Raw genomic sequence first — 21,175 nt, 5'->3', positions numbered from 1 at the left:
TCAAACCTGAACTCACCCAGAGGTCCCATGCCCGAACGCGCGCCACTCGATGCCACCACCGCCCGCTGGCTGCCCTGGGTGGTGGCCATCGCCTTCTTCATGCAGTCCCTGGACGGCACCATCCTCAATACCGCCCTGCCGGCCATGGCCCAGGACCTGGCGGAAAACCCGCTGCGCATGCAGGGGGTGATCATCGCCTACATGCTCACTGTGGCCCTCTTGATCCCGGCCTCGGGCTGGATCGCCGACCGCTTCGGCACCAAGCGGATCTTCTTCGGCGCCATCTTGCTGTTCAGCATCGGTTCCCTGCTCTGCGCCCTGTCCAACACCCTGACCCAGCTGATTGGCGCCCGGGTGATCCAGGGCCTGGGCGGTGCGCTGATGCTGCCGGTGGGACGGCTGGTGGTGCTGCGTGCCTACCCGCGTTCGGAACTGGTGCGGATCATGGGCTTCATCACCATTCCCGGGCTTCTGGGGCCGCTGATCGGCCCGACCATGGGCGGCTGGATGGTGCAGTACCTGACCTGGCACTGGATCTTCCTGATCAACCTGCCGGTAGGCGCCGTTGGCTGCTATGCGGTGTGGCGTTTCATTCCCGACCTGCGCGGCAGCGAGCGCACACGCTTCGACAGCCTGGGCTTTGTGCTGTTCGGCGCGGCGATGGTGCTGATCACCATCGCCATGGAAGGCCTGGGGGAACTGCACCTGCCGCACTTGCGGGTGATGTTGCTGCTGTTCGGCGGGCTGGCCTGCCTGGCGGCCTACTGGCTGCGGGCCGTGCACACCGACAACCCGCTGTTCGCCCCGTCACTGTTCAAGGTGCGGACCTTTGCCGTGGGCATTCTGGGCAACCTGTTCGCCCGCCTGGGCAGCGGCGCCCTGCCGTTCCTGGTGCCCCTGCTGCTGCAAGTGGCCCTGGGCTATTCACCGTCCCAGGCGGGGATGAGCATGCTGCCCCTGGCGGCCGCGGCAATGCTGGCCAAATCCATCGCCCGGCCACTGATCGAGCGCCTGGGCTACCGCATCGTGCTCACCGGCAACACCCTGGCCCTGGGCATCATGCTGGCCAGCATGGGGCTGGTCAGCGAACAGACGCCCTACCCGCTGCTGCTGGGCATGCTGGCGGTGCTGGGGGCGATCAACTCGCTGCAGTTCACGGCGATGAACACCGTGACCCTGATCGACCTCGACGATGCCGCCGCCAGCAGCGGCAACAGCCTGCTGTCGGTGGTGGCGCAACTGTCCCTGAGCCTTGGGGTGGCCTGTGCCGGCGCGCTGCTGGGCGGCTTTACCGCTGAGTTGGGCAACGATGGCGTGGACACCGTGCTCGGCGCCTTCCAACTGACCTTCCTCACGGTAGGCATCATGGCGATGCTGGCGGCGGCGATCTTCCTCCAGCTGTCGCCCACCGATGGCCGGCGCGCGCGCAAGCTCGAGGAGCAGCACATCGAACACTGAACCCACGCACCTCACCCCGTAGAAGCCGGCTTGCCGGCGAAGAGGCCCCCGGGCCCTGCGCCAACCTCGCGGCCGCTTTCGCTGGCAAGCCAGCGCCTACACAAAACCGCCCCTGCAAGGCTGCTCGTCCAGAATTTGCAGGTTGTGGGAGCGGGACTGATACACTGCGCGACATTTTGTTTTGCAGGCCAGTCCCGTGACCACCATTGCCACCGCTTTTAATACTTTGCCCCTGTCTCCCGCCATGCTGGCTAACCTCGACTCCCTCGGTTATGCCCAGATGACGCCGATCCAGGCGCAGAGCTTGCCGGTGATCCTCAAGGGCATGGACCTGATCGCCCAGGCCAAGACCGGCAGCGGCAAGACCGCGGCCTTCGGCATCGGCCTGCTGAACCCGATCAACCCGCGCTACTTCGGCTGCCAGGCCCTGGTGATCTGCCCGACTCGCGAGCTGGCCGACCAGGTGGCCAAGGAAGTGCGCCGGCTGGCTCGCGCCGAAGACAACATCAAGGTCCTGACCCTGTGCGGCGGCGTGTCGTTCGGGCCACAGATCGCCTCCCTGGAGCACGGTGCGCATATCATCGTCGGCACCCCAGGGCGTATCCAGCAGCATCTGCGCAAGGGTTCGCTGGTGCTCGACGGCCTGAACACGCTGGTGCTCGACGAAGCCGACCGCATGCTCGATATGGGCTTCTACGACGCCATCGAAGACATCATCGAAAAGACCCCGTCGCGCCGCCAGACCCTGCTGTTCTCCGCCACGTACCCGGTGGGCATCAAGCAACTGGCGTCGAAATTCATGCGCGATCCGCAAACGGTGAAAGCCGAAGCGTTCCACGACGATACGCAGATCGAGCAGCGCTTCTACGAGATTTCACCGGAAGAGCGCATGAGCGCAGTGACCAAAGTCCTGCACCACTTCCGCCCGGCCTCCTGTGTGGCGTTCTGCTTCACCAAGCAGCAAGTGCAGGAAACCGTCGATCACCTGACCGCCAAAGGCATCTCCGCCGTCGGCCTGCACGGCGACCTGGAGCAGCGTGACCGCGATCAGGTGCTGGCGATGTTCGCCAACCGCAGCACATCGGTACTGGTCGCCACCGACGTCGCCGCCCGTGGCCTGGACATCGATGCGCTGGACATGGTGATCAACGTCGAGCTGGCCCGCGATTCGGAAATCCACATTCACCGCGTTGGCCGTACCGGTCGCGCTGGCGAGAAAGGCATCGCGGTCAGCCTCGTCGCACCGTCCGAAGCCCATCGCGCGCAAGCCATCGAACAACTGCAGAAAGCCCCGTTGAACTGGGATCAGGTCGATAACCTCAAGTCCCAGGGCGGCGCCCCGCTGCAGCCACCGATGAGCACGTTGTGCATCGCCGGCGGGCGCAAGGACAAGGTACGTCCGGGGGATATTCTCGGCGCACTGACCGGCGACGCCGGCATCCCGGGCGCCCAGGTCGGCAAGATCGCGATCTTCGACTTCCAGTCGTATGTGGCGGTTGAGCGCACCGTGGTCATGCAGGCGCTGCAGCGCCTGAACAACGGCAAGATCAAGGGCCGTTCGCTGCGCGTGCGCGTCCTCTAACCCCACTGCTTGACCTGTAGCCGCTGCCGCTGGGTCGTTCGCTCCTAATGAGGACACCGTTTTGCGTTCTACCGAAGTCGTGATCATTGGCGCCGGCGCCGCCGGCCTGATGTGCGCCCTGACCGCGGCCGGCCGGGGCCGCCAGGTGTTGCTGCTGGACCACGCCAACAAGGCCGGCAAGAAAATCCTGATGTCCGGCGGCGGTCGCTGCAATTTCACCAATATGTACACCGAGCCGGCCAACTTCCTGTCGCAGAACCCGCACTTCTGCAAATCGGCCCTGGCGCGCTACACCCAGTGGGATTTCATCGGCCTGGTGGCCAAGCACGGCGTGCCCTACCACGAGAAGAAACTCGGCCAGCTGTTCTGCGATAACAAGTCCAGCGACATCCTCGGCATGCTGCTCGACGAGTGCGATCATGTCGGCGTGGAGCTGCGCCTGGACACCTCGATCCAGACCATCGAAAAGGTCGAAAGCGGCTACCTGCTCGACACCACCCTCGGCCAGGTTCAGTGCCAATCGCTGGTGATCGCCACCGGCGGGCTGTCGATCCCGACGCTGGGCGCCACCGGCTTCGGTTATCAGGTGGCCAAACAGTTCGGCCATGAACTGCTGCCGACCCGTGCCGGCCTGGTGCCGTTCACCATCACCGACCAGCTCAAGGAGCTGTGCAGCGAGCTATCGGGGACCTCGGTGGATTGCCTGGTGAGCTGCAACGACCAGAGCTTTCGCGAGAACATCCTGTTCACCCACCGCGGCCTCAGCGGCCCGGCGATCCTGCAGATTTCCTCCTACTGGCAGCCCGGCGACAGCGTCGAGATCAACCTGCTGCCAGACCACGACGCCCTGGGCTGGCTGCAACAGCAGCAGGCCGAGCGCCCCAACAGCGAGCTCAAGACCCTCCTGGGGGAGATCTTCACCAAGAAGATGGCCGGCCTGCTGGCCGACCACTGGTTCGTCTCCAAGCCGATGAAGCAGTACACCCCGGCGGAGCTGGCGGACGTGGCGCAGAAACTCGGCAGCTGGCAACTGGTACCGGCGGGCACCGAGGGCTACCGCACCGCCGAAGTGACCCTGGGCGGCGTCGACACCCGGGAAGTTTCGTCCAAGACCATGGAATCGCTGAAGAGCCCGGGGCTGTATTTCATCGGTGAAGTGCTGGACGTCACCGGCCACCTGGGCGGCTTCAACTTCCAGTGGGCCTGGGCCTCGGGCTACGCGGCGGCGCAGTACGTCTGAGCCTGTGGCCAGGGCGCCGTAGGAAAGAGGAACAGATTTTGCTCAAGGATGTGACGACGGCATTGCGCCGTCGTCAATACTGGCTCAATTTAGCTGCATCGCCCCGGAAGGCCTGCCCTACTCCATGTCCTCGACCTCTTTTCGCCAATCCCTGCGCCGCCTCTGGGCGCTGGATAAATTCAGCTACAGCGTGCGGGTGTTCATCGCCCTGACCGGCAGCATGGCGCTGTGCTGGTATCAGGATGAAATGGCCCTGCTGATCCCGCTGTTCCTCGGCATCATCGCCAGCGCCCTGGCGGAAACCGACGACAGCTGGCAAGGCCGGCTCAATTCCCTGGCCGTGACCCTGGTGTGCTTCAGCATTGCCGCGCTGTCGGTGGAACTGCTGTTCCCCTACCCCTGGATCTTCGCCATCGCCCTGGCCCTGGCCAGCTTCGGCCTGACCATGCTGGGGGCGCTGGGCGAACGCTATGGCGCCATCGCCTCGGCGACCCTGATCCTCTCGGTCTACACCATGATCGGCGTCGACCAGCGCGGCGGCGCGGTGATCGATTTCTGGCACGAGCCGCTGCTGCTGGTGGCCGGCGCCGCCTGGTACGGCCTGCTGTCGGTGCTGTGGCAGGCGCTGTTTTCCAACCAGCCGGTGCAGCAGAGCCTGGCCCGGCTGTTTCGCGAACTGGGTTACTACCTCAAGCTCAAGTCCTCGCTGTTCGAGCCCATCCGCCAGCTGGACGTGGAGGCCCGGCGCCTGGAACTGGCCAAGCAGAACGGCAAGGTGGTGGCGGCCCTCAACGTCGCCAAGGAAATCATCCTGCACCGGGTGGGCAACGGCCGGCCGGGGTCGAAGGTCAGCCGCTACCTGAAGCTGTACTTCCTGGCCCAGGACATTCATGAGCGCGCCAGCTCTTCCCACTACCCGTACAACGCCCTGACCGAGGCGTTTTTCCACAGCGACGTGCTGTTCCGCTGCCAGCGCCTGCTGCGCCAGCAGGGCAAGGCCTGCCGTGCCCTGGCCGAATCCATCCAGTTGCGCCAGCCGTTCGTCTATGACGCCACCTTCGCCGAGGCCCTGGGCGACCTGCACGCTTCCCTGGAACACCTGCGGATCCAGAGCAACCCGGCCTGGCGCGGGCTGTTGCGCTCATTGCGAGCCCTGGCGGCCAACCTCGGCACCCTCGACCGCCTGCTCAGCGACGCCAGCAACCCCGACGCCCTGGCGGACGCCACCGACAGCAGCCTGCTGGACCGTTCGCCACGCAACTTCAAGGATGTCTGGACCCGCCTGCGCACCCAGCTGACGCCAACCTCGCTGCTGTTCCGCCATGCCCTGCGCCTGCCCCTGGCGCTGAGCATCGGCTACGGCATGGTGCATTTGATCCACCCTTCCCAGGGTTACTGGATCATCCTCACCACCCTGTTCGTCTGCCAGCCCAACTACGGCGCTACCCGGCGCAAGCTGGGCCAGCGGATCATCGGCACCGCCATCGGCCTGACCATCGCCTGGGCGCTGTTCGACCTGTTCCCCAGCCCCTTGGTGCAGTCGCTGTTCGCCATTGCCGCCGGGGTGGTGTTCTTCACCAACCGCACCACCCGCTACACCCTGGCCACGGCGGCCATCACCCTGATGGTGCTGTTCTGCTTCAACCAGGTGGGCGACGGTTATGGGCTGTTCCTGCCGCGGCTGTTCGATACGCTGCTGGGCAGCCTGATCGCCGGGCTGGCGGTGTTCCTGTTCCTGCCGGACTGGCAGGGCCGACGCCTGAACAAGGTGCTGGCCAACACCCTGACCTGCAACAGCATCTACCTGCGCCAGATCATGCAGCAGTACGCCGCCGGCAAGAGCGACGACCTGGCCTACCGCCTGGCCCGGCGCAACGCCCACAACGCCGACGCCGCGCTGTCCACCACCCTGGCCAACATGCTCATGGAACCCGGGCATTTCCGTAAGGAAGCGGACGTGGGCTTCCGCTTCCTGGTGCTGTCCCACACCTTGCTCAGCTACCTCTCGGGCCTGGGCGCACACCGCGAGACCCGGCTGCCGGACGAGGTTCGCGAGCACTTGATCGAAGGCGCCGGGGTCAGCCTGGCGGCCAGCATCGACGAGATTGCCCAGGGTCTGGCCAACAAGACCCCGATCGATATCCAGAGCGATGCCGAAGAAGCCCTGGCCAATGAGCTGGAGCAAATGCCCGACGAGGTCGACGAAGGCCAGCGCCTGGTGCAGACCCAACTGGCGCTGATCTGCCGTCAGCTGGGCCCGTTGCGGACCCTGGCGGCGCATCTGATCAAGGACACCAGCGACAACGCAAAACCGTAGGAGCCGGCTTGCCGGCGAAAGGGGCCGCAAGACTCATGCACGGTCCGGAGTCGCTTTCGCTGGCAAGCCAGCTCCTGCACCTTCGGTTACATGCCGTGCTGGCGCAGCAGGCGGTCGTAGCTGCCGTCAGCTTTCATGGCAGCGATTTCCTTGTCGAACCTGGCCACGATCTGCGCATGCTCGGGGTTCTTCAGGCTGACCAGGATATGCAGGCTGTTCTCGCTCAGGGGCTTGGGCAGGAACTCCACCGCATTGCGTACCCGCGGTGACTCCCGGGCCAAGTAGTAGCGGGCCACGTATTCGTCCTCCAGGGTCAGCTTGACCCGATCCGCCGCCAGCATGCGCACCGCCATGGCGAAGTTGTGCACCGGCACCTTCTGCAGATCGGGGTCATTGTCGAATTCGGGGGAATAGGCGTAGCCACGCACCACTGCCACCGGGTACTCATGCAGCTGCTTGAGGTTGCTGTATTCCAGCGGCGCGTCCTTGCGCTTGATGAAGCGCACGCGGTTGACCATGTATTCCGCGGAGAACTGCCCCAACTGGGTGCGCTCTTCGTTGTACCAGGCATTCACCAGCACGTCGTAGCGCCCCTCGCCGATGCCCAGCAGGGCCCGGGCCCAGGGCACCTGCTCGAATTCGCTGGAATAGCCGGCGCGGGACAGGGCGGTGCTGACAATGTCGGTGGCCACGCCGCCATTGACCAGGGTCGCGTCGGTAAAGGGTGGCCAGGCATCGGCGACCAGCCGCAGCCTTTCGGCAAAAGCGCTCTGGCCCAGCAACAGCAATCCGATCAAAGCCAAAGCTCGATGCAGTCGCAGCATGCTAATAGATCCTTAGCGGGCCCTGGGCCCAGCGCGTTCCAGCCCATACTCCAGGGTCGCGGCCTGTGCGGCACAGGTCGGCCCAGCTCCTAACATTAGCTCATCAGAACCCATGCACAGGTCTTGAAAACAGATTACACAAAGAAGACAAATACCAGTGATCTCAGTAGTGGCATTTTGACCCATCTCACAGAAACAATTTCTGCGTGACAACCGGCAAGACATCCCGTGGCGATGTGCTTACTATTTCGCGCAGCACTCAATACAGGATATGAAGATGACCATCGAATGGGTCTGCAAACACCACACCGACCTGGGCAAGGAACAGTTGTACGCGATTCTGCAATTGCGCACCGAAGTCTTCGTGGTGGAACAGAAATGCCCTTATCAGGAAGTCGACGGCCGCGACCTTGAAGGCGATACCTGCCACCTGATGGCCTGGGACGGCGACCGGTTGCTGGCCTACCTGCGCCTGCTGGACCCGACTTCCCAGGGCGGCGACGTGGTCATCGGCCGCGTGGTCATCGCTGAACAGGCCCGTGGCCAGGGCCTGGGCCACACCCTGATGGAGCAGGCGCTGAAGCAGGCCGAGCGGCACTGGCCGCAAACGCCGATCTACCTCTCGGCCCAGGCTCATCTGCAGGCCTATTACGGCCGCTACGGTTTCGTGGTGGCGGGCGAAGCATACCTGGAGGACGGTATTCCTCACATCGGCATGCGTCGCTCCTGAGCCTCAGGGATAGCCCAGCACGGCCTTGATCTGCCGCAGGTTGGGCTCGATCCAGCCCTTGTCGATGGCACCCCAGTTGTGGATCCGGTAACGCCCGGCATGGTTGCGCGCGCCGTCCTGCTGCTCGAACTCGCAGAGGATGTCCAGGTCCGCCAAGGCCGCGATGGTGTCCTGGGCGGTGCGCCGCGGCATGCCGGTGACCTCGGTCAGCGCCGGCACGCTGCTGGCCAGGCCGCTGTCGATCAGGTACGCCACATACAGGCGGCGGTAGAAACTACTCTTGGTCTTGCTCACATCCATCGCCCACTCCTTGCCTTCAGGGGTTAATCCGGCGCTCCCGCCTTGCCTTGCAGGTCGCGCCAGGTCAGGTAGACCCGCAGGTCGAACTCCAGCTGGTGATAGCCCGGCAGCATATGCTCGCAGAGCTTGTAGAACGCCTTGTTGTGATCCGACTCCTTGAAGTGGGCCAGCTCGTGCACCACGATCATCCGCAGGAATTCCGGCGCCGCCTCCTTGAACAGCGAAGCGATGCGGATCTCTTTCTTGGCCTTGAGCTTGCCGCCCTGCACCCGGGAAACCGTGGTATGCAGGCCCAGGGCACGGTGGGTCAGGTCCAGACGGTTGTCGAACAGCACCTTGTCGATGGCCGGCGCATTGCGCAGGTATTCCTGCTTGAGCTCCAGAGCGTAGCTGTACAGCGCCTTGTCGCTCTGTACGGCGTGCCGGCCCGGGTAACGCTGGCTCAGGTAGTCGCCCAGGCGCTGTTCATCGATCAACTGGCGCACTTGCTGCTGCAAGGCAACGGGATAGGCCTGGAGGTATTTGAGTGCGGTCATGAAGGGGCAACGCAGGGCATAAAAGGCGCCAGTGTAGCGAATTCAGGCCTGTAGCGCGCTCCAGTCAAAGGGCTGGGCAAACTGGCTGGCGATACTGGCGGTCAGCGGCCGAGCCACCAGGAAACCTTGCACATACTCGCAGCCATTGGCCTTGAGCCACTGGTATTGCTCGAGGGTTTCCACGCCCTCGGCGATCACCAGCAGGTCGAACTGCTTGCACAGGTCGATCACGCAGCGGGCAATGGCGGCATCCCTTGGCGAGGTCAGCAGGCGGGCAATCAGGTGGCGATCGAGCTTGAGGGTGTCCAGTTGCAGGTCACGCAGGTAGGCCAGGCAACAACTGCCCGAGCCGAAGTCATCCAGGGCCACCCGCACCCCCAGCTGACGCAGGAGCTGCAACTGTTTGCGGGTGTCATCCAGGTTCTGGGTCAAGGCGGCCTCGGTAACCTCCACCTCCAGTTGGCGCGGTTGCAGGCCATGGCGCGACAGCACCTGGCGCAGCTCGGCCACCAGGTTGGGCATGTTGAACTGGGTGGCACTGAGGCTGACGCCCAGCACCAGGTCGGGGCTGAACACCTGCTCCCAGTCCTTGCGCTGGGCCGCGCCCTGTTGATAGATCCAACTGCCCAGGCGGCTGATCAGCCGTGCCTCCTCAAGCAGGGGCAGGAACAGCCCCGGAGGCACGTCGCCCACACTCGGATGACGCCAGCGCAGCAAGGCTTCGAAACCGCGCAGGCGCCCGTCGGCAATGGCCACCTGGGGCTGGTACACCAGGGTGAATTCCTTGCGCTCCACGGCGCTGCGCACGCTTTCCTCGAGCATCAGCCGCGAACGGGCGCGGCCATTCATCTCGTGATCGTAGTAGCGGTACTGCTGGCGGCCGGCGCGCTTGGCTTCGTACATGGCGATGTCCGCCGCCCGCAACAGGCCGTCCAGGTTGGAGCCGCAGTCGGGGTAGATGGCGATGCCGATACTCGCCCCCAGCACCACCTCCAGGCCATCGATCTGCTGGTTGATGGACAGGCGTTCGATCAGCTTCTCGGCGATCTTCGCCGCTTGCTCGGGGAAGCTCAGCTCCAGCAGCGCGGTGAATTCGTCGCCGCCCATGCGCCCGAGAATGTCGAAGGAGTGCAGGCAGTCCTTCAGTTGTTCGGAAACCCAGCGCAGCACCCGGTCGCCGGCGTCGTGCCCCAGGGAGTCGTTGACCCGCTTGAAGCCGTCGAGGTCCAGGTAGAGCAGGACCAGGGACTTTCCCGAGCGGTCGCTGCGCAGCAGGATGTTTTCCACCGTCTGATAGAAACCGCGGCGGTTGAGCAGGCCGGTCAGCGGGTCGGTCACGGCCTGGTATTCCAGTTGCTGGTGCAGGTGACGCACTTCGGACATGTCCAGCAGGGTGACCACCATCGCCTTCTGGTCACTGGGCAAGGGCGCACAGGACAAGGCCACGCTGATCAACTGGCCGGGCACGGTGCGCATCTGAGCGTCGTGCAGGCGATAGGTTTCGCCCCGGCGATAACAGGCGTAGAGCTCGGAGCCGCTCCAGTCGGGAACGTGGGGCTTTTGCAGGTAGTCGAGAAAGGGCGAGCCTTCCAGCTCCTTGACCTGGGCATTGAGCAGGCGCGAGACCGCCGGATTGGCGAAACGCACGCACCCGCCCTCGTCCACCACCAGGATGCCCTCGGCAGCGTTGTCCAGCACCGAGGCATTGAAGGCCCGTGCCACCTCCAGGTCGTGGCTGAGGTGCTGCAGGGCCCGGCGGTTGCGCTGATGCTCCAGCAGGGCCTGGACCTTGGGCTTGAGAATCTGTGGGTCGAACGGTTTGAACAGGTAGTCCACGGCGCCACTGGCATAGCCCTTGATCACAGCGTCCTGAGACTGTTCGTTGGCGGTGAGAAAGATGATCGGGGTCAGCCGGGTACGTTGGCTGCCACGCATCAGGCGGGCGACTTCGAAGCCATCCATGCCGGGCATCTGTACATCCAGCAACACCAGGTCCACTTCATGTTCGAGCAGCAGGCCCAGGGCCTCGACCCCCGAGGCGGCGGTCATCACCTGCCAGTCCTGGCGCTGCAACAGAGCACGCATGCTGAGGAGGTTTTCAGGATAGTCATCGACGATCAGAAGAGTGGAGTGGCCTTCGGCTGCCTCTGGTTGCACGCATTCCATGCTGCTTCTCTTGTCTGTAATAAGACTGAACGGATTTAAAAACCCGGTAAAACCTGAGGTTTCACTCTAGACCCGGATCCTCAAAAGCAGAAGCTGTCAGCACGCCATCACTTCGCCAATGGCCGCAGCTCCCGACTAACGGTCACAGAGTTGCCGCATAAAAACCGGGATAGATGGCATTTCGACATTTTGCTGACGCCATATATCCGCCATACGGGCCTCGCCAAGCGCCGCTTCTGCGCTATAAAGACCCCCTAAGAAGCGCAGGCTAAAGCCTTCGGCCATCTGCATCAGTCATGCCTTGCGGAAAACCACCATGATCGACCTGGCAACCTGGAACCTCAGCGTTCCCGTCGGCAGCCCGCCGGCGACCATCGACACCCCGACACTGGTCAAGGGGTTCAAGGACCAGTATTTCCACTCCGATACCGGCACCCTGTTCTTCTGGTCGCCGGTGACCGGCTCGAAAACCGAGAACGCCATCTACCCGCGCACCGAGCTGCGCGAGACCTACTCCAACGGCACCTTGCGCAACTGGACCTACCCCGAAGCAGACAACCTGCTGTACGCGACCTTGGCGGTGAACCAGGTGCCCTCCTCGGGCAAGATCGTCATCGGCCAGATCCACGCCTACAACAGCACCAAGCCGCTGGTGAAGGTCGAGTACCAGTACAAGACCAGCAAGGGCAGCGGCAACATCGTGGCCAAGGTGCGCCTGCACCCGGACGACGAGGAAGGCCGTGTCATCACCATTGCCGAGAACGTGCCCATGGACCGGGAGTTTTCCTACCTGATCCACCTGAGCCCGGGCGGCGCCCTGGGCGTCAGCGCTGCCGGCTATCAGTGGGACAGCCAGTTGAGCGCGACCTGGCGCGACAAGCCGCTGTACTTCAAGGCCGGGGTTTATGTGCAGGACAACACCGGCTATACCAGCGAAGGCGGCAAGGTGACCTTTTCCAAGCTGGACATCGACCACAACAAGACCTGACCCCCCCTCCCTGCGTAGGAGCCGGCTTGCCAGCGCCTACGAAGGCAAGAATTCCGGATACAAAAAAGCCCGCATCGCTGCGGGCTTCTTCGTTCGACGCTTAGGCTCAGTTGACCTTGGCGTTCAGCTCACCCTTGAGGTAACGCTGGAACATGGCTTCCAGGGAGATCGGCTTGATCTTCGAGGCGTTGCCGGCGGTGCCGAAGGCTTCGTAACGGGCGATGCAGACATCGCGCATGGCGGTCACGGTGGCGCCGAAGAACTTGCGCGGGTCGAACTCGCTGGGGTTGGTGGCCATCAGGCGGCGCATGGCACCAGTGGATGCCAGGCGCAGGTCGGTGTCGATGTTGACCTTGCGTACGCCGTACTTGATGCCTTCGACGATTTCTTCAACCGGCACGCCGTAGGTTTCTTTGATGTCGCCGCCGTACTGGTTGATGATCGCCAGCCACTCTTGCGGAACCGACGAAGAGCCGTGCATCACCAGGTGAGTGTTAGGGATGCGCTTGTGGATTTCCTTGATGCGGTCGATGGCCAGTACGTCGCCGGTAGGCGGCTTGGTGAACTTGTAGGCGCCGTGGCTGGTACCGATGGCGATGGCCAGGGCATCCACCTGGGTCTTCTTGACGAAGTCCGCGGCTTCTTCCGGGTCAGTCAGCATCTGGCTGTGATCCAGCACGCCTTCGGCGCCGATGCCGTCTTCTTCACCGGCCATGCCGGTTTCCAGGGAACCCAGGCAGCCCAGCTCGCCTTCTACCGACACGCCGCAGGCGTGGGCCATGGCCACGGTCTGCTGGGTAACACGGACGTTGTATTCGTAGTCGGTCGGGGTCTTGCCGTCTTCACCGAGGGAGCCGTCCATCATCACCGAGGAAAAGCCCAGCTGGATGGAGCGCTGGCAGACGTCAGGGCTGGTGCCGTGGTCCTGGTGCATGCACACCGGGATATGCGGAAACTCTTCGATGGCAGCCAGAATCAGGTGACGCAGGAAAGGCGCGCCGGCGTATTTGCGGGCGCCGGCCGAAGCCTGGACGATCACCGGGGAGTCAGTCTTGTCAGCGGCTTCCATGATGGCGCGCATCTGCTCAAGGTTGTTGACGTTGAAGGCTGGAACGCCGTAGCCGAACTCGGCTGCGTGGTCCAGCATCTGGCGCATGCTGATGAGTGCCATTGTGTGTGTCTCTCCCGGTCGAGGGTCGTTAATCGTGCAAGCCTGCCGTAGCGGCGACTGCTATTCAAGTGATTGCAGATCGGGGGTCAACCCGCTCTGTTCCATTCGTTAAAACCAAATCTCTACAGCCACGCAGGAGCCGGCTCGCCAGTGAAAGGGGCCTTGAACCTTGCACAGGTCTGGAGGCCGCCTCCGCTGGCAAGCCAGCCCCTACATGGCCTTGCAGCCGCGGCCGATCAGGTCATTGGTGGCGACCCAGTAGACCAGGCCCTCCTCGCCCTTGACGTGAAACGCCAGCATGTCGTCGCTGTACAGCGAGCCCGAACCGCTGGGCTCAAGCTTCAGGCGGCGTACCTGGTCGTCGCCCCCCAGGCGCACGTCGACGGCCTTGCGGCTGTCGTCGGTGTAGCGCCAGAGCACCTGGGCCTGGCTGTCGCAGGTCCAGGTGGTCCAGTTGTCAGTGGTCGGCGACTTGAGCAGGTTCAGGTTGGCACAACCTGCCAACAAGCCCAGCATCGCCACGGCGATCAAACCTTTCATCAATGTTCCTCGGCGGGAGGCCAACAGGCCCCGGCGCGTTGCGTTAACCCATCTGACCCGTCAAGGGCAACCCTGTTCCCTGGCCTTTGACGGCGTCTCGTACTTCTCCAGGCCCTCAGGGCCCAGACGCTTGTTGATCACCGGAGCCGTCTCGGCCTGCCAGTCAGCCTGGTAGCAGCCTTTCTGCACCTCGCCGGCATCCTCCGCAGGCGTTGCCTTGGGGGCACTGGAGCAGCCCGCCAGCAACGCCACGGCGATCAACAGTGGCAACGTCTTGACCATCAGAACACTCCTTTGCCCGGCCAATCGAGGCCTCAGGCCTTGGCCCGGGCTTCCAGGACTTCAACCGCCGGCAGCACCTTGCCCTCGACGAATTCGAGGAAGGCGCCGCCACCGGTAGAAATGTAGGAGATCTGCTGCGCTACGCCATATTTGTCGATGGCTGCCAGGGTGTCGCCGCCGCCGGCAATGGAGAACGCGGCGCTGTCAGCGATGGCCTGGGCCAGGACCTTGGTGCCATTGCCGAACTGGTCGAATTCGAACACGCCCACCGGGCCGTTCCAGAGGATGGTCCTGGAGGATTTCAGCAGTTCGGCGAACTGCGCGGCAGTCTGCGGGCCGATGTCGAGAATCATGTCGTCATCGGCCACATCGGCGATAAGCTTGACGGTGGCCGCAGCGCTCTCGGCAAATTCCTTGGCCACCACCACGTCCACCGGCAGCGGTACGCTGACCTTGGCGGCGATGGCGCGAGCGGTGTCCAGCAGGTCCGGCTCGTACAGCGACTTGCCCACCGGATGCCCGGCAGCGGCGAGGAAGGTATTGGCGATGCCGCCACCGACGATCAACTGGTCGCAGATCTGGCTCAGGCTGTTGAGCACGTCCAGCTTGGTCGACACCTTGGAGCCGGCAACGATGGCCGCCATCGGCTTGGCCGGGTTGCCCAGGGCCTTGCCCAGCGCGTCCAGCTCAGCGGCCAGCAAAGGACCAGCAGCAGCCACTTTGGCGAACTTGGCCACGCCATGGGTCGAACCCTCGGCGCGGTGCGCGGTGCCGAAAGCGTCCATCACGAACACGTCGCACAGGGCAGCGTATTGCTGGGCCAGCTCGTCGGCGTTCTTTTTCTCGCCCTTGTTGAAGCGTACGTTCTCGAACAGCACGATGTCGCCGGCCTTGACCTCGACACCACCCAGGTAATCGGCCACCAGCGGTACTTCACGACCCAGGGCGCGGCTCAGGTAGTCGGCCACCGGCTTGAGGCTGTTCTCGGCGGAAAACTCGCCTTCGGTCGGGCGGCCCAGGTGCGAGCAGACCATCACTGCCGCGCCTTTTTCCAGGGCCAGCTTGATGGTCGGCAGCGAAGCCAGGATTCGCGCATCGCTGGTGACAACACCGTCCTTGACTGGGACGTTGAGGTCTTCACGGATCAGCACGCGCTTACCTTGCAGATCGAGGTCGGTCATCTTCAACACGGTCATGGGTCGCAATTCCTGGGTTACTGTTCTTCAGAAACAGAGAGTTGAGTGTCAGTGCGTGGAGCGGCTGTGTGCAGGTAGTGCCCAGCTACGTCCAGCATTCGGTTGGCAAAGCCCCATTCGTTGTCGAACCAGGCCAGGATGTTCACCAGCCGGGGGCCGGAAACACGGGTCTGACTGGCATCGACGATCGCCGAATGGGGATCATGATTGAAATCACAGCTGGCATGCGGCAGCTCGGTGTAGGCCAGCAGGCCCTTGAGCGGACCGCTGGTGGCGGCCTCGCGCAGGATCCGGTTGACCTCGGTGGCGTCGGTATCGCTCACGGTCTGCATGGTGATGTCCAGGCAGGACACGTTCACTGTCGGCACCCGCACTGCTTTGGCCTGAATTCGCCCGGCAAGTTCCGGCAACAGGCGCTCGATACCCCGCGCCAGACCGGTGGACACCGGGATCACCGACTGGAAGGCCGAACGGGTACGCCGCAGGTCTTCATGGTGATAGGCGTCGATCACCGGCTGGTCGTTCATCGCCGAGTGAATGGTGGTGATCGATACGTACTCCAGGCCAATGGCCTGATCCAGCAGGCGCAAAAGCGGCACGCCGCAGTTGGTGGTGCAGGAGGCGTTGGACACCAGCCGTTCGTCGCCGCTCAGGCAGTCCTGGTTCACCCCATAGACGATGGTGGCGTCGACATCCGCCTCGCTGGCCATCGGCTGGGAGAACAGCACCCGCGGCGCGCCGGCGTCGAGGAAACGCTGGCCGTCTTCGCGGGTGTGGTAGGCACCGGAGCATTCCAGCACCAGATCGACGCCCAGGGACGCCCAATCGATGCCTTCGGGGGTGGCACTGCGCAACACTTTCACGCAGTTGCCATTGATATGCAGACAATCGCCATCGACCTTCACCTCACCGGGAAAACGCCCGTGGGTGGAATCGAAGCGTGTCAGGTATTCAACGCTGGCCATGTCGGCCAGATCGTTGATGGCAACGATCTCGAACCCGGCCGCAGCCCCTCGCTCGAACAGAGCACGCAAGACGCAACGACCAATCCGGCCGTAGCCGTTGAGTGCAACTTTGTAGGGACGCGGTTGAGGCATGGGGTTCTCAATGACCGGTGGTGAAACCATCAGCTTCGTGCTGCCTGCGCCATCGTCATCGCGAGCAAGCTCGCCCCCACAAGGACGGTATACATCCCTGCAGGAGCGAGCTTGCTCGCGATTGCGTCAGTACAGACAACCCGGCTTCCGGGTTTAGTCTTCCAGCAACTCTTCAGCCTGGCCCAGGATGTTGTCCAGGGTGAAGCCGAACTCTTCGAACAGTGCCGAAGCCGGAGCCGATTCGCCGTAGGTGGTCATGCCGATCACGCGACCTTCCAGACCCACGTACTTGAACCAGAAGTCGGCATGAGCCGCTTCGATCGCGATACGTGCGCTGACCTGCAGCGGCAGAACCGATTGCTTGTAGCCAGCGTCCTGAGCATCGAACACGCTGGTGCAAGGCATGGAAACCACGCGCACCTTGCGGCCTTGCTCGGTCAGTTTGTCGTAGGCCTGAACGGCCAGGCCGACTTCCGAACCGGTGGAGATCAGGATCAGTTCAGGCTCGCCTGCGCAGTCCTTCAACACATAGCCACCGCGGCTGATGTCGGCGATCTGGCCGGCATCGCGGGTTTGGTGCTGCAGGTTCTGGCGCGAGAAGATCAGCGCCGAAGGGCCGTCTTTACGCTCCAGCGCGTTTTTCCAGGCCACCGCCGATTCAACGGCATCAGCCGGGCGCCAGGTGTCCAGGTTCGGCGTGGTACGCAGGCTGGTCAGTTGCTCGATCGGCTGGTGCGTCGGGCCGTCTTCGCCCAGACCGATGGAGTCGTGGGTGTAGACATGGATCACACGCTTCTTCATCAGCGCCGACATGCGCACTGCGTTGCGGGCGTATTCCATGAACATCAGGAAGGTCGCGCCGTAAGGCACCAGGCCGCCGTGCAGGGCAACGCCGTTCATGATGGCGGTCATGCCGAACTCGCGCACGCCGTAGTACATGTAGTTGCCGCTGGCATCTTCAGCGCTGACACCCTTGCAACCTTTCCACAGGGTCAGGTTGGAACCGGCCAGGTCGGCCGACCCACCGAGCACTTCCGGCAGCAGGGGGCCGAAAGCATTCAGGGTGTTCTGGCTGGCCTTGCGGCTGGCGATGGTTTCGCCCTTGGCGGCTACTTCGGCGATGTAGGCGTCGGCCTTCTCGGCGAAGTCGGCAGGCAGGTCACCGCTCAGGCGACGTACCAGTTCGTTGGCTTCGGTTGGGAAGGCAGCGGAATAGGCCGCGAAACGCTGGTCCCACTCGGCTTCGGCAGCGCGACCTTTTTCCTTGGCATCCCACTCGGCATAAATGTCGGCCGGGATTTCGAACGGGCCATAGTTCCAATTCAGCGCCTGGCGGGTCAGGGCGATTTCCGCGTCGCCCAGTGGCGCGCCGTGGCAATCTTCCTTGCCCTGCTTGTTCGGCGAACCGAAACCGATGGTGGTCTTGCAGCAGATCAGAGTCGGCAGCGGGCTCTTGCGCGCGGTGTCGATGGCGGTCTTGATCTCTTCCGGATCGTGGCCGTCGACGTTGCGGATCACTTGCCAGTTATAGGCTTCGAAACGCTTGGGCGTGTCGTCGGTGAACCAGCCTTCGACTTCGCCGTCGATGGAGATGCCGTTGTCATCGTAGAAGGCGATCAGCTTGCCCAGGCCCAGGGTGCCGGCCAGGGAAGCGACTTCGTGGGAAATGCCTTCCATCATGCAGCCATCACCCAGGAACACGTAGGTGTGATGGTCGACGATGTTGTGGCCTGGACGGTTGAACTGCGCCGCCAGGACTTTCTCCGCGAGGGCAAAGCCCACAGCGTTGGCCAGGCCCTGGCCCAGCGGGCCGGTGGTGGTTTCCACGCCTGGGGTGTAACCGAACTCCGGGTGGCCCGGGGTGCGGCTGTGCAGTTGGCGGAAGTTCTTCAGGTCATCGATCGACAGGTCGTAGCCGGTCAGGTGCAGCAGCGAGTAGATCAACATCGAGCCGTGGCCATTGGACAGCACGAAGCGGTCGCGGTCGGCGAAGGATGGGTTGCTCGGGTTGTGCTTCAGGTAGTCACGCCAAAGTACTTCGGCGATATCCGCCATACCCATAGGGGCACCTGGATGGCCGCTGTTGGCTTTTTGCACGGCATCCATGCTGAGGGCACGAATGGCGTTGGCACGCTCACGACGGCTTGGCATCGCTGATCTCCTGGGGATTGAATAAAACGAAACGGAAAAAAGGCCTGCATTTTCCCTCAGGCGTCAGGCGGGGGCAATGACAGATAGTCACTCAGGCATGTTTTTCCCCTGTTGAAGACACAATCCATTGATGAAACCCCTTCGCCGCTCGTTGCCTGTAGAAGCAGAGGCTCTGGAAAAGCCCCTGCAGACTCCAATATCAAAACTTTTTGATATTGGCCTTGCGAGCATTTGCGGGCATCTCTAGACTGCTGCCCCATGAACCTGCCCGCGCCTGCCATCAGCCATGACGATTGCGACGAACTGGCGGCCCTGTGCAAGGCCGGCGGCGACCCCCTGCGGCTGAATGTATTGCGCGCGCTGAGCAACGATTCGTTTGGTGTGCTGGAGCTGGCGCAGATCTTCGCCATCGGCCAGTCGGGCATGAGCCACCACCTGAAGGTCCTGGCCCAGGCCAGCCTGGTGGCGACCCGCCGTGAAGGCAATGCGATTTTCTATCGCCGCGCCCTGCCCCATACCGGGCTCCTGGGCGGCAAACTGCACGCAGCCTTGCTGGAAGAGGTCGACCAGCTGAACCTGCCGGGCGAGGTACAGGCCCGGATCAGCCTGGTGCACCGGCAGCGGGCTGCAGCCAGCCAGGACTTCTTTTCCCGGGTGGCGGAAAAATTCCGCGCCCAGCAGGACCTGATCGCAGGACTGCCCCAGTATCGCGACAGTGTGCTGGCGCTGCTGGACAAACTGAGTTTCGACCCAGTGGCCACGGCCATTGAAGTCGGCCCCGGCGACGGTGGATTTCTCCCCGAGCTGGCCCGACGCTTTGCCCGGGTTACCGCGCTGGACAACAGCCCGGCGATGCTGGAGCTGGCACGCCAGCTGTGCGAACGCGAAACATTGGCTAACGTCAGCCTGCAATTGGCCGATGCACTGAACGGTGTACAGCTGCAGGCCGATTGCGTGGTGCTGAACATGGTCCTGCACCATTTCGCCGCGCCGGCCGAGGCCCTCAAGCAGATGGCCCAATTGCTGCAACCAGGCGGCAGCCTGTTAGTGACAGACTTGTGCAGCCACAACCAGAGTTGGGCCAAAGAGGCTTGCGGCGATCTCTGGCTAGGGTTCGAACAAGATGATTTGGCCCGTTGGGCCACCGCTGCGGGACTGACTCCCGGGGAAAGCCTGTATGTAGGCTTACGTAATGGTTTCCAGATCCAGGTTCGCCATTTTCAGCGACCGGCTGGCGACACTCACCATCGGTAAATTTAGGAAACCTTCAAGATGAGCGAATACTCCCTTTTCACCTCCGAGTCCGTGTCTGAAGGGCATCCGGATAAAATCGCTGACCAGATTTCCGATGCGGTGCTGGACGCCATCATTGCCCAGGACAAGCACGCCCGCGTAGCGGTCGAGACCCTGGTCAAGACTGGCGTGGCCATTGTTGCCGGCGAAGTCACCACCAGCGCCTGGGTCGACCTGGAACAGATCGTTCGCGATGTGATCTGCGATATCGGCTACACCAGCTCCGACGTCGGCTTCGACGGTGCTACCTGCGGCGTGATGAACATCATTGGCAAGCAGTCCCCCGACATCAACCAGGGCGTCGACCGCGCTAAGCCGGAAGATCAGGGCGCTGGCGACCAGGGCCTGATGTTCGGCTACGCCAGCAACGAAACCGAGGTGCTGATGCCGGCGCCGATCACCTTCTCGCACCAACTGGTCCAGCGCCAGGCCGAAGCCCGCAAATCGGGCCTGCTGCCTTGGCTGCGCCCGGACGCCAAATCCCAGGTCACCTGCCGCTACGAAGGTGGCAAGGTGGTGGGTATCGATGCCGTGGTGCTGTCGACCCAGCACAACCCCGAGGTCTCCTACAACGACCTGCGCGAAGGCGTGATGGAGCTGATCGTCAAGCACGTGCTGCCTGCCGAGTTGCTGAGCAAGGACACCCAGTTCCACATCAACCCGACCGGCCAGTTCATCATCGGTGGCCCGGTAGGTGACTGCGGCCTGACCGGCCGCAAGATCATCGTCGACAGCTACGGCGGCATGGCCCGTCACGGCGGTGGCGCGTTCTCCGGCAAGGATCCATCCAAGGTCGACCGTTCCGCCGCTTACGCCGGCCGCTACGTGGCCAAGAACATCGTTGCCGCCGGCCTGGCCGAGCGCTGCGAGATCCAGGTGTCCTACGCCATCGGCGTGGCCCAACCGACCTCGATCTCGCTGAACACCTTCGGCACCGGCAAGATCAGCGACGACAAGATCATCAAGCTGGTACGCGAAGTGTTCGACCTGCGCCCCTACGCAATCACCACCATGCTCGACCTGCTGCACCCGATGTACCAGGAAACCGCTGCCTACGGTCACTTCGGCCGGGCTCCGCAAACCAAGACCGTGGGTGACGACACCTTCACCACCTTCACTTGGGAAAAGACCGACCGCGCCGACACCCTGCGCGCCGCTGCCGGCCTGTAAGCTTCACCTGGCAACATCCAAAGCCCCGCCCGGCTCGCCCGGCGGGGCTTTTTTGTCGCCTGAGGTTTCTTGCTCATCCCGCAAACCGCTGCTGGTACGGGGCCGAGCGAGCAAGGACACAGGTGTTCCCTGAC

General features: G+C 63.3%; 18 protein-coding genes. 8 read left to right on the top strand and 10 right to left on the bottom strand.

Features of this window, described 5'->3' with window-relative positions; translation table 11 throughout:
* Positions 1-27 precede the first annotated feature (27 nt).
* The 4 genes from mdtD to yccS all read left to right on the top strand — a co-directional run bounded on the left by mdtD (position 28) and on the right by yccS (position 6,597).
* Positions 28-1,458: a multidrug transporter subunit MdtD gene (gene mdtD / locus AC1RMG_RS23850; RefSeq protein ID WP_015637327.1), complete on the top strand. Its 1,431-nt coding sequence runs from the start codon at positions 28-30 to the stop codon at positions 1,456-1,458.
* A 244-nt stretch (positions 1,459-1,702) separates the two neighbouring features.
* Positions 1,703-3,040 carry an ATP-dependent RNA helicase DbpA gene (gene dbpA, locus AC1RMG_RS23845; protein ID WP_230493580.1) on the top strand — a complete coding sequence of 446 codons (1,338 nt, stop codon included), beginning with the start codon at positions 1,703-1,705 and terminating at the stop codon, positions 3,038-3,040.
* Between the two features lie 61 nt (positions 3,041-3,101).
* The gene (locus AC1RMG_RS23840; RefSeq protein WP_493170396.1) at positions 3,102-4,280 is read left to right on the top strand and encodes a BaiN/RdsA family NAD(P)/FAD-dependent oxidoreductase; all 1,179 of its coding nucleotides are present in this window, start codon (positions 3,102-3,104) and stop codon (positions 4,278-4,280) included.
* Positions 4,281-4,404: 124 nt separating this feature from the next.
* Entirely contained in the window at positions 4,405-6,597 is a 2,193-nt protein-coding gene (yccS, locus tag AC1RMG_RS23835) for a YccS family putative transporter (RefSeq protein WP_019095267.1), read from the top strand.
* 86 nt (positions 6,598-6,683) lie between these two features.
* Here the strand turns inward: yccS and AC1RMG_RS23830 are convergent, their stop codons facing one another.
* On the bottom strand, positions 6,684-7,421 hold the full coding sequence (locus AC1RMG_RS23830) for a substrate-binding periplasmic protein (RefSeq protein ID WP_011063950.1): 738 nt from the start codon (positions 7,419-7,421) through the stop codon (positions 6,684-6,686).
* Between the two features lie 277 nt (positions 7,422-7,698).
* Here AC1RMG_RS23830 and AC1RMG_RS23825 point away from each other — a divergent pair, with 277 nt between their 5' ends.
* Positions 7,699-8,151 (top strand): GNAT family N-acetyltransferase, encoded by a 453-nt coding sequence (locus AC1RMG_RS23825; protein WP_011063951.1) that lies wholly within the window; start codon positions 7,699-7,701, stop codon positions 8,149-8,151.
* 3 nt (positions 8,152-8,154) lie between these two features.
* Here AC1RMG_RS23825 and AC1RMG_RS23820 read toward each other — a convergent pair whose 3' ends face one another.
* Genes AC1RMG_RS23820 through AC1RMG_RS23810 form a run of 3 tightly spaced genes read right to left on the bottom strand, consistent with a single transcriptional unit; the run spans position 8,155 to position 11,153 of the window.
* A complete protein-coding gene (locus AC1RMG_RS23820; RefSeq protein ID WP_011063952.1) occupies positions 8,155-8,451 on the bottom strand; it encodes a winged helix-turn-helix domain-containing protein in 297 nt (98 codons plus the stop codon).
* A 23-nt stretch (positions 8,452-8,474) separates the two neighbouring features.
* Positions 8,475-8,987 (bottom strand): M48 metallopeptidase family protein, encoded by a 513-nt coding sequence (locus AC1RMG_RS23815; protein WP_011063953.1) that lies wholly within the window; start codon positions 8,985-8,987, stop codon positions 8,475-8,477.
* A 42-nt stretch (positions 8,988-9,029) separates the two neighbouring features.
* Positions 9,030-11,153, bottom strand: coding sequence for a putative bifunctional diguanylate cyclase/phosphodiesterase (locus AC1RMG_RS23810; RefSeq protein ID WP_015637331.1), 2,124 nt, complete (start codon positions 11,151-11,153; stop codon positions 9,030-9,032).
* Positions 11,154-11,469: 316 nt separating this feature from the next.
* On the opposite strand from AC1RMG_RS23810, the gene AC1RMG_RS23805 reads away from it, so the two are divergent.
* Positions 11,470-12,141 (top strand): polysaccharide lyase family 7 protein, encoded by a 672-nt coding sequence (locus tag AC1RMG_RS23805; protein WP_011063955.1) that lies wholly within the window; start codon positions 11,470-11,472, stop codon positions 12,139-12,141.
* Positions 12,142-12,247: 106 nt separating this feature from the next.
* Here AC1RMG_RS23805 and fba read toward each other — a convergent pair whose 3' ends face one another.
* From fba to tkt, 6 genes are all read right to left on the bottom strand, one after another.
* Entirely contained in the window at positions 12,248-13,312 is a 1,065-nt protein-coding gene (gene fba / locus AC1RMG_RS23800; RefSeq protein ID WP_003229012.1) for a class II fructose-bisphosphate aldolase, read from the bottom strand.
* A gap of 210 nt (positions 13,313-13,522) precedes the next feature.
* Positions 13,523-13,852, bottom strand: a complete 330-nt coding sequence (locus AC1RMG_RS23795; RefSeq protein WP_011063956.1) for an MliC family protein — start codon at positions 13,850-13,852, stop codon at positions 13,523-13,525.
* A gap of 60 nt (positions 13,853-13,912) precedes the next feature.
* Entirely contained in the window at positions 13,913-14,134 is a 222-nt protein-coding gene (locus AC1RMG_RS23790) for a hypothetical protein (protein ID WP_011063957.1), read from the bottom strand.
* A 32-nt stretch (positions 14,135-14,166) separates the two neighbouring features.
* Positions 14,167-15,330 carry a phosphoglycerate kinase gene (locus tag AC1RMG_RS23785; protein WP_011063958.1) on the bottom strand — a complete coding sequence of 388 codons (1,164 nt, stop codon included), beginning with the start codon at positions 15,328-15,330 and terminating at the stop codon, positions 14,167-14,169.
* Positions 15,331-15,347: 17 nt separating this feature from the next.
* A complete protein-coding gene (epd, locus tag AC1RMG_RS23780; RefSeq protein WP_011063959.1) occupies positions 15,348-16,427 on the bottom strand; it encodes an erythrose-4-phosphate dehydrogenase in 1,080 nt (359 codons plus the stop codon).
* A 153-nt stretch (positions 16,428-16,580) separates the two neighbouring features.
* Positions 16,581-18,578, bottom strand: a complete 1,998-nt coding sequence (gene tkt, locus AC1RMG_RS23775; RefSeq protein WP_011063960.1) for a transketolase — start codon at positions 18,576-18,578, stop codon at positions 16,581-16,583.
* Between the two features lie 258 nt (positions 18,579-18,836).
* Here tkt and AC1RMG_RS23770 point away from each other — a divergent pair, with 258 nt between their 5' ends.
* Positions 18,837-19,832: an ArsR/SmtB family transcription factor gene (locus tag AC1RMG_RS23770; RefSeq protein ID WP_011063961.1), complete on the top strand. Its 996-nt coding sequence runs from the start codon at positions 18,837-18,839 to the stop codon at positions 19,830-19,832.
* A gap of 18 nt (positions 19,833-19,850) precedes the next feature.
* Positions 19,851-21,041 carry a methionine adenosyltransferase gene (gene metK / locus AC1RMG_RS23765; RefSeq protein WP_015637335.1) on the top strand — a complete coding sequence of 397 codons (1,191 nt, stop codon included), beginning with the start codon at positions 19,851-19,853 and terminating at the stop codon, positions 21,039-21,041.
* Positions 21,042-21,175: the final 134 nt, after the last annotated feature.

It is taken from the genome of Pseudomonas sp. GW822-FHT04H02 (genome assembly GCF_058800645.1).
Note: the sequence above shows the minus strand (reverse complement) of the source record. Positions and strands in the feature narration are given on the sequence as shown.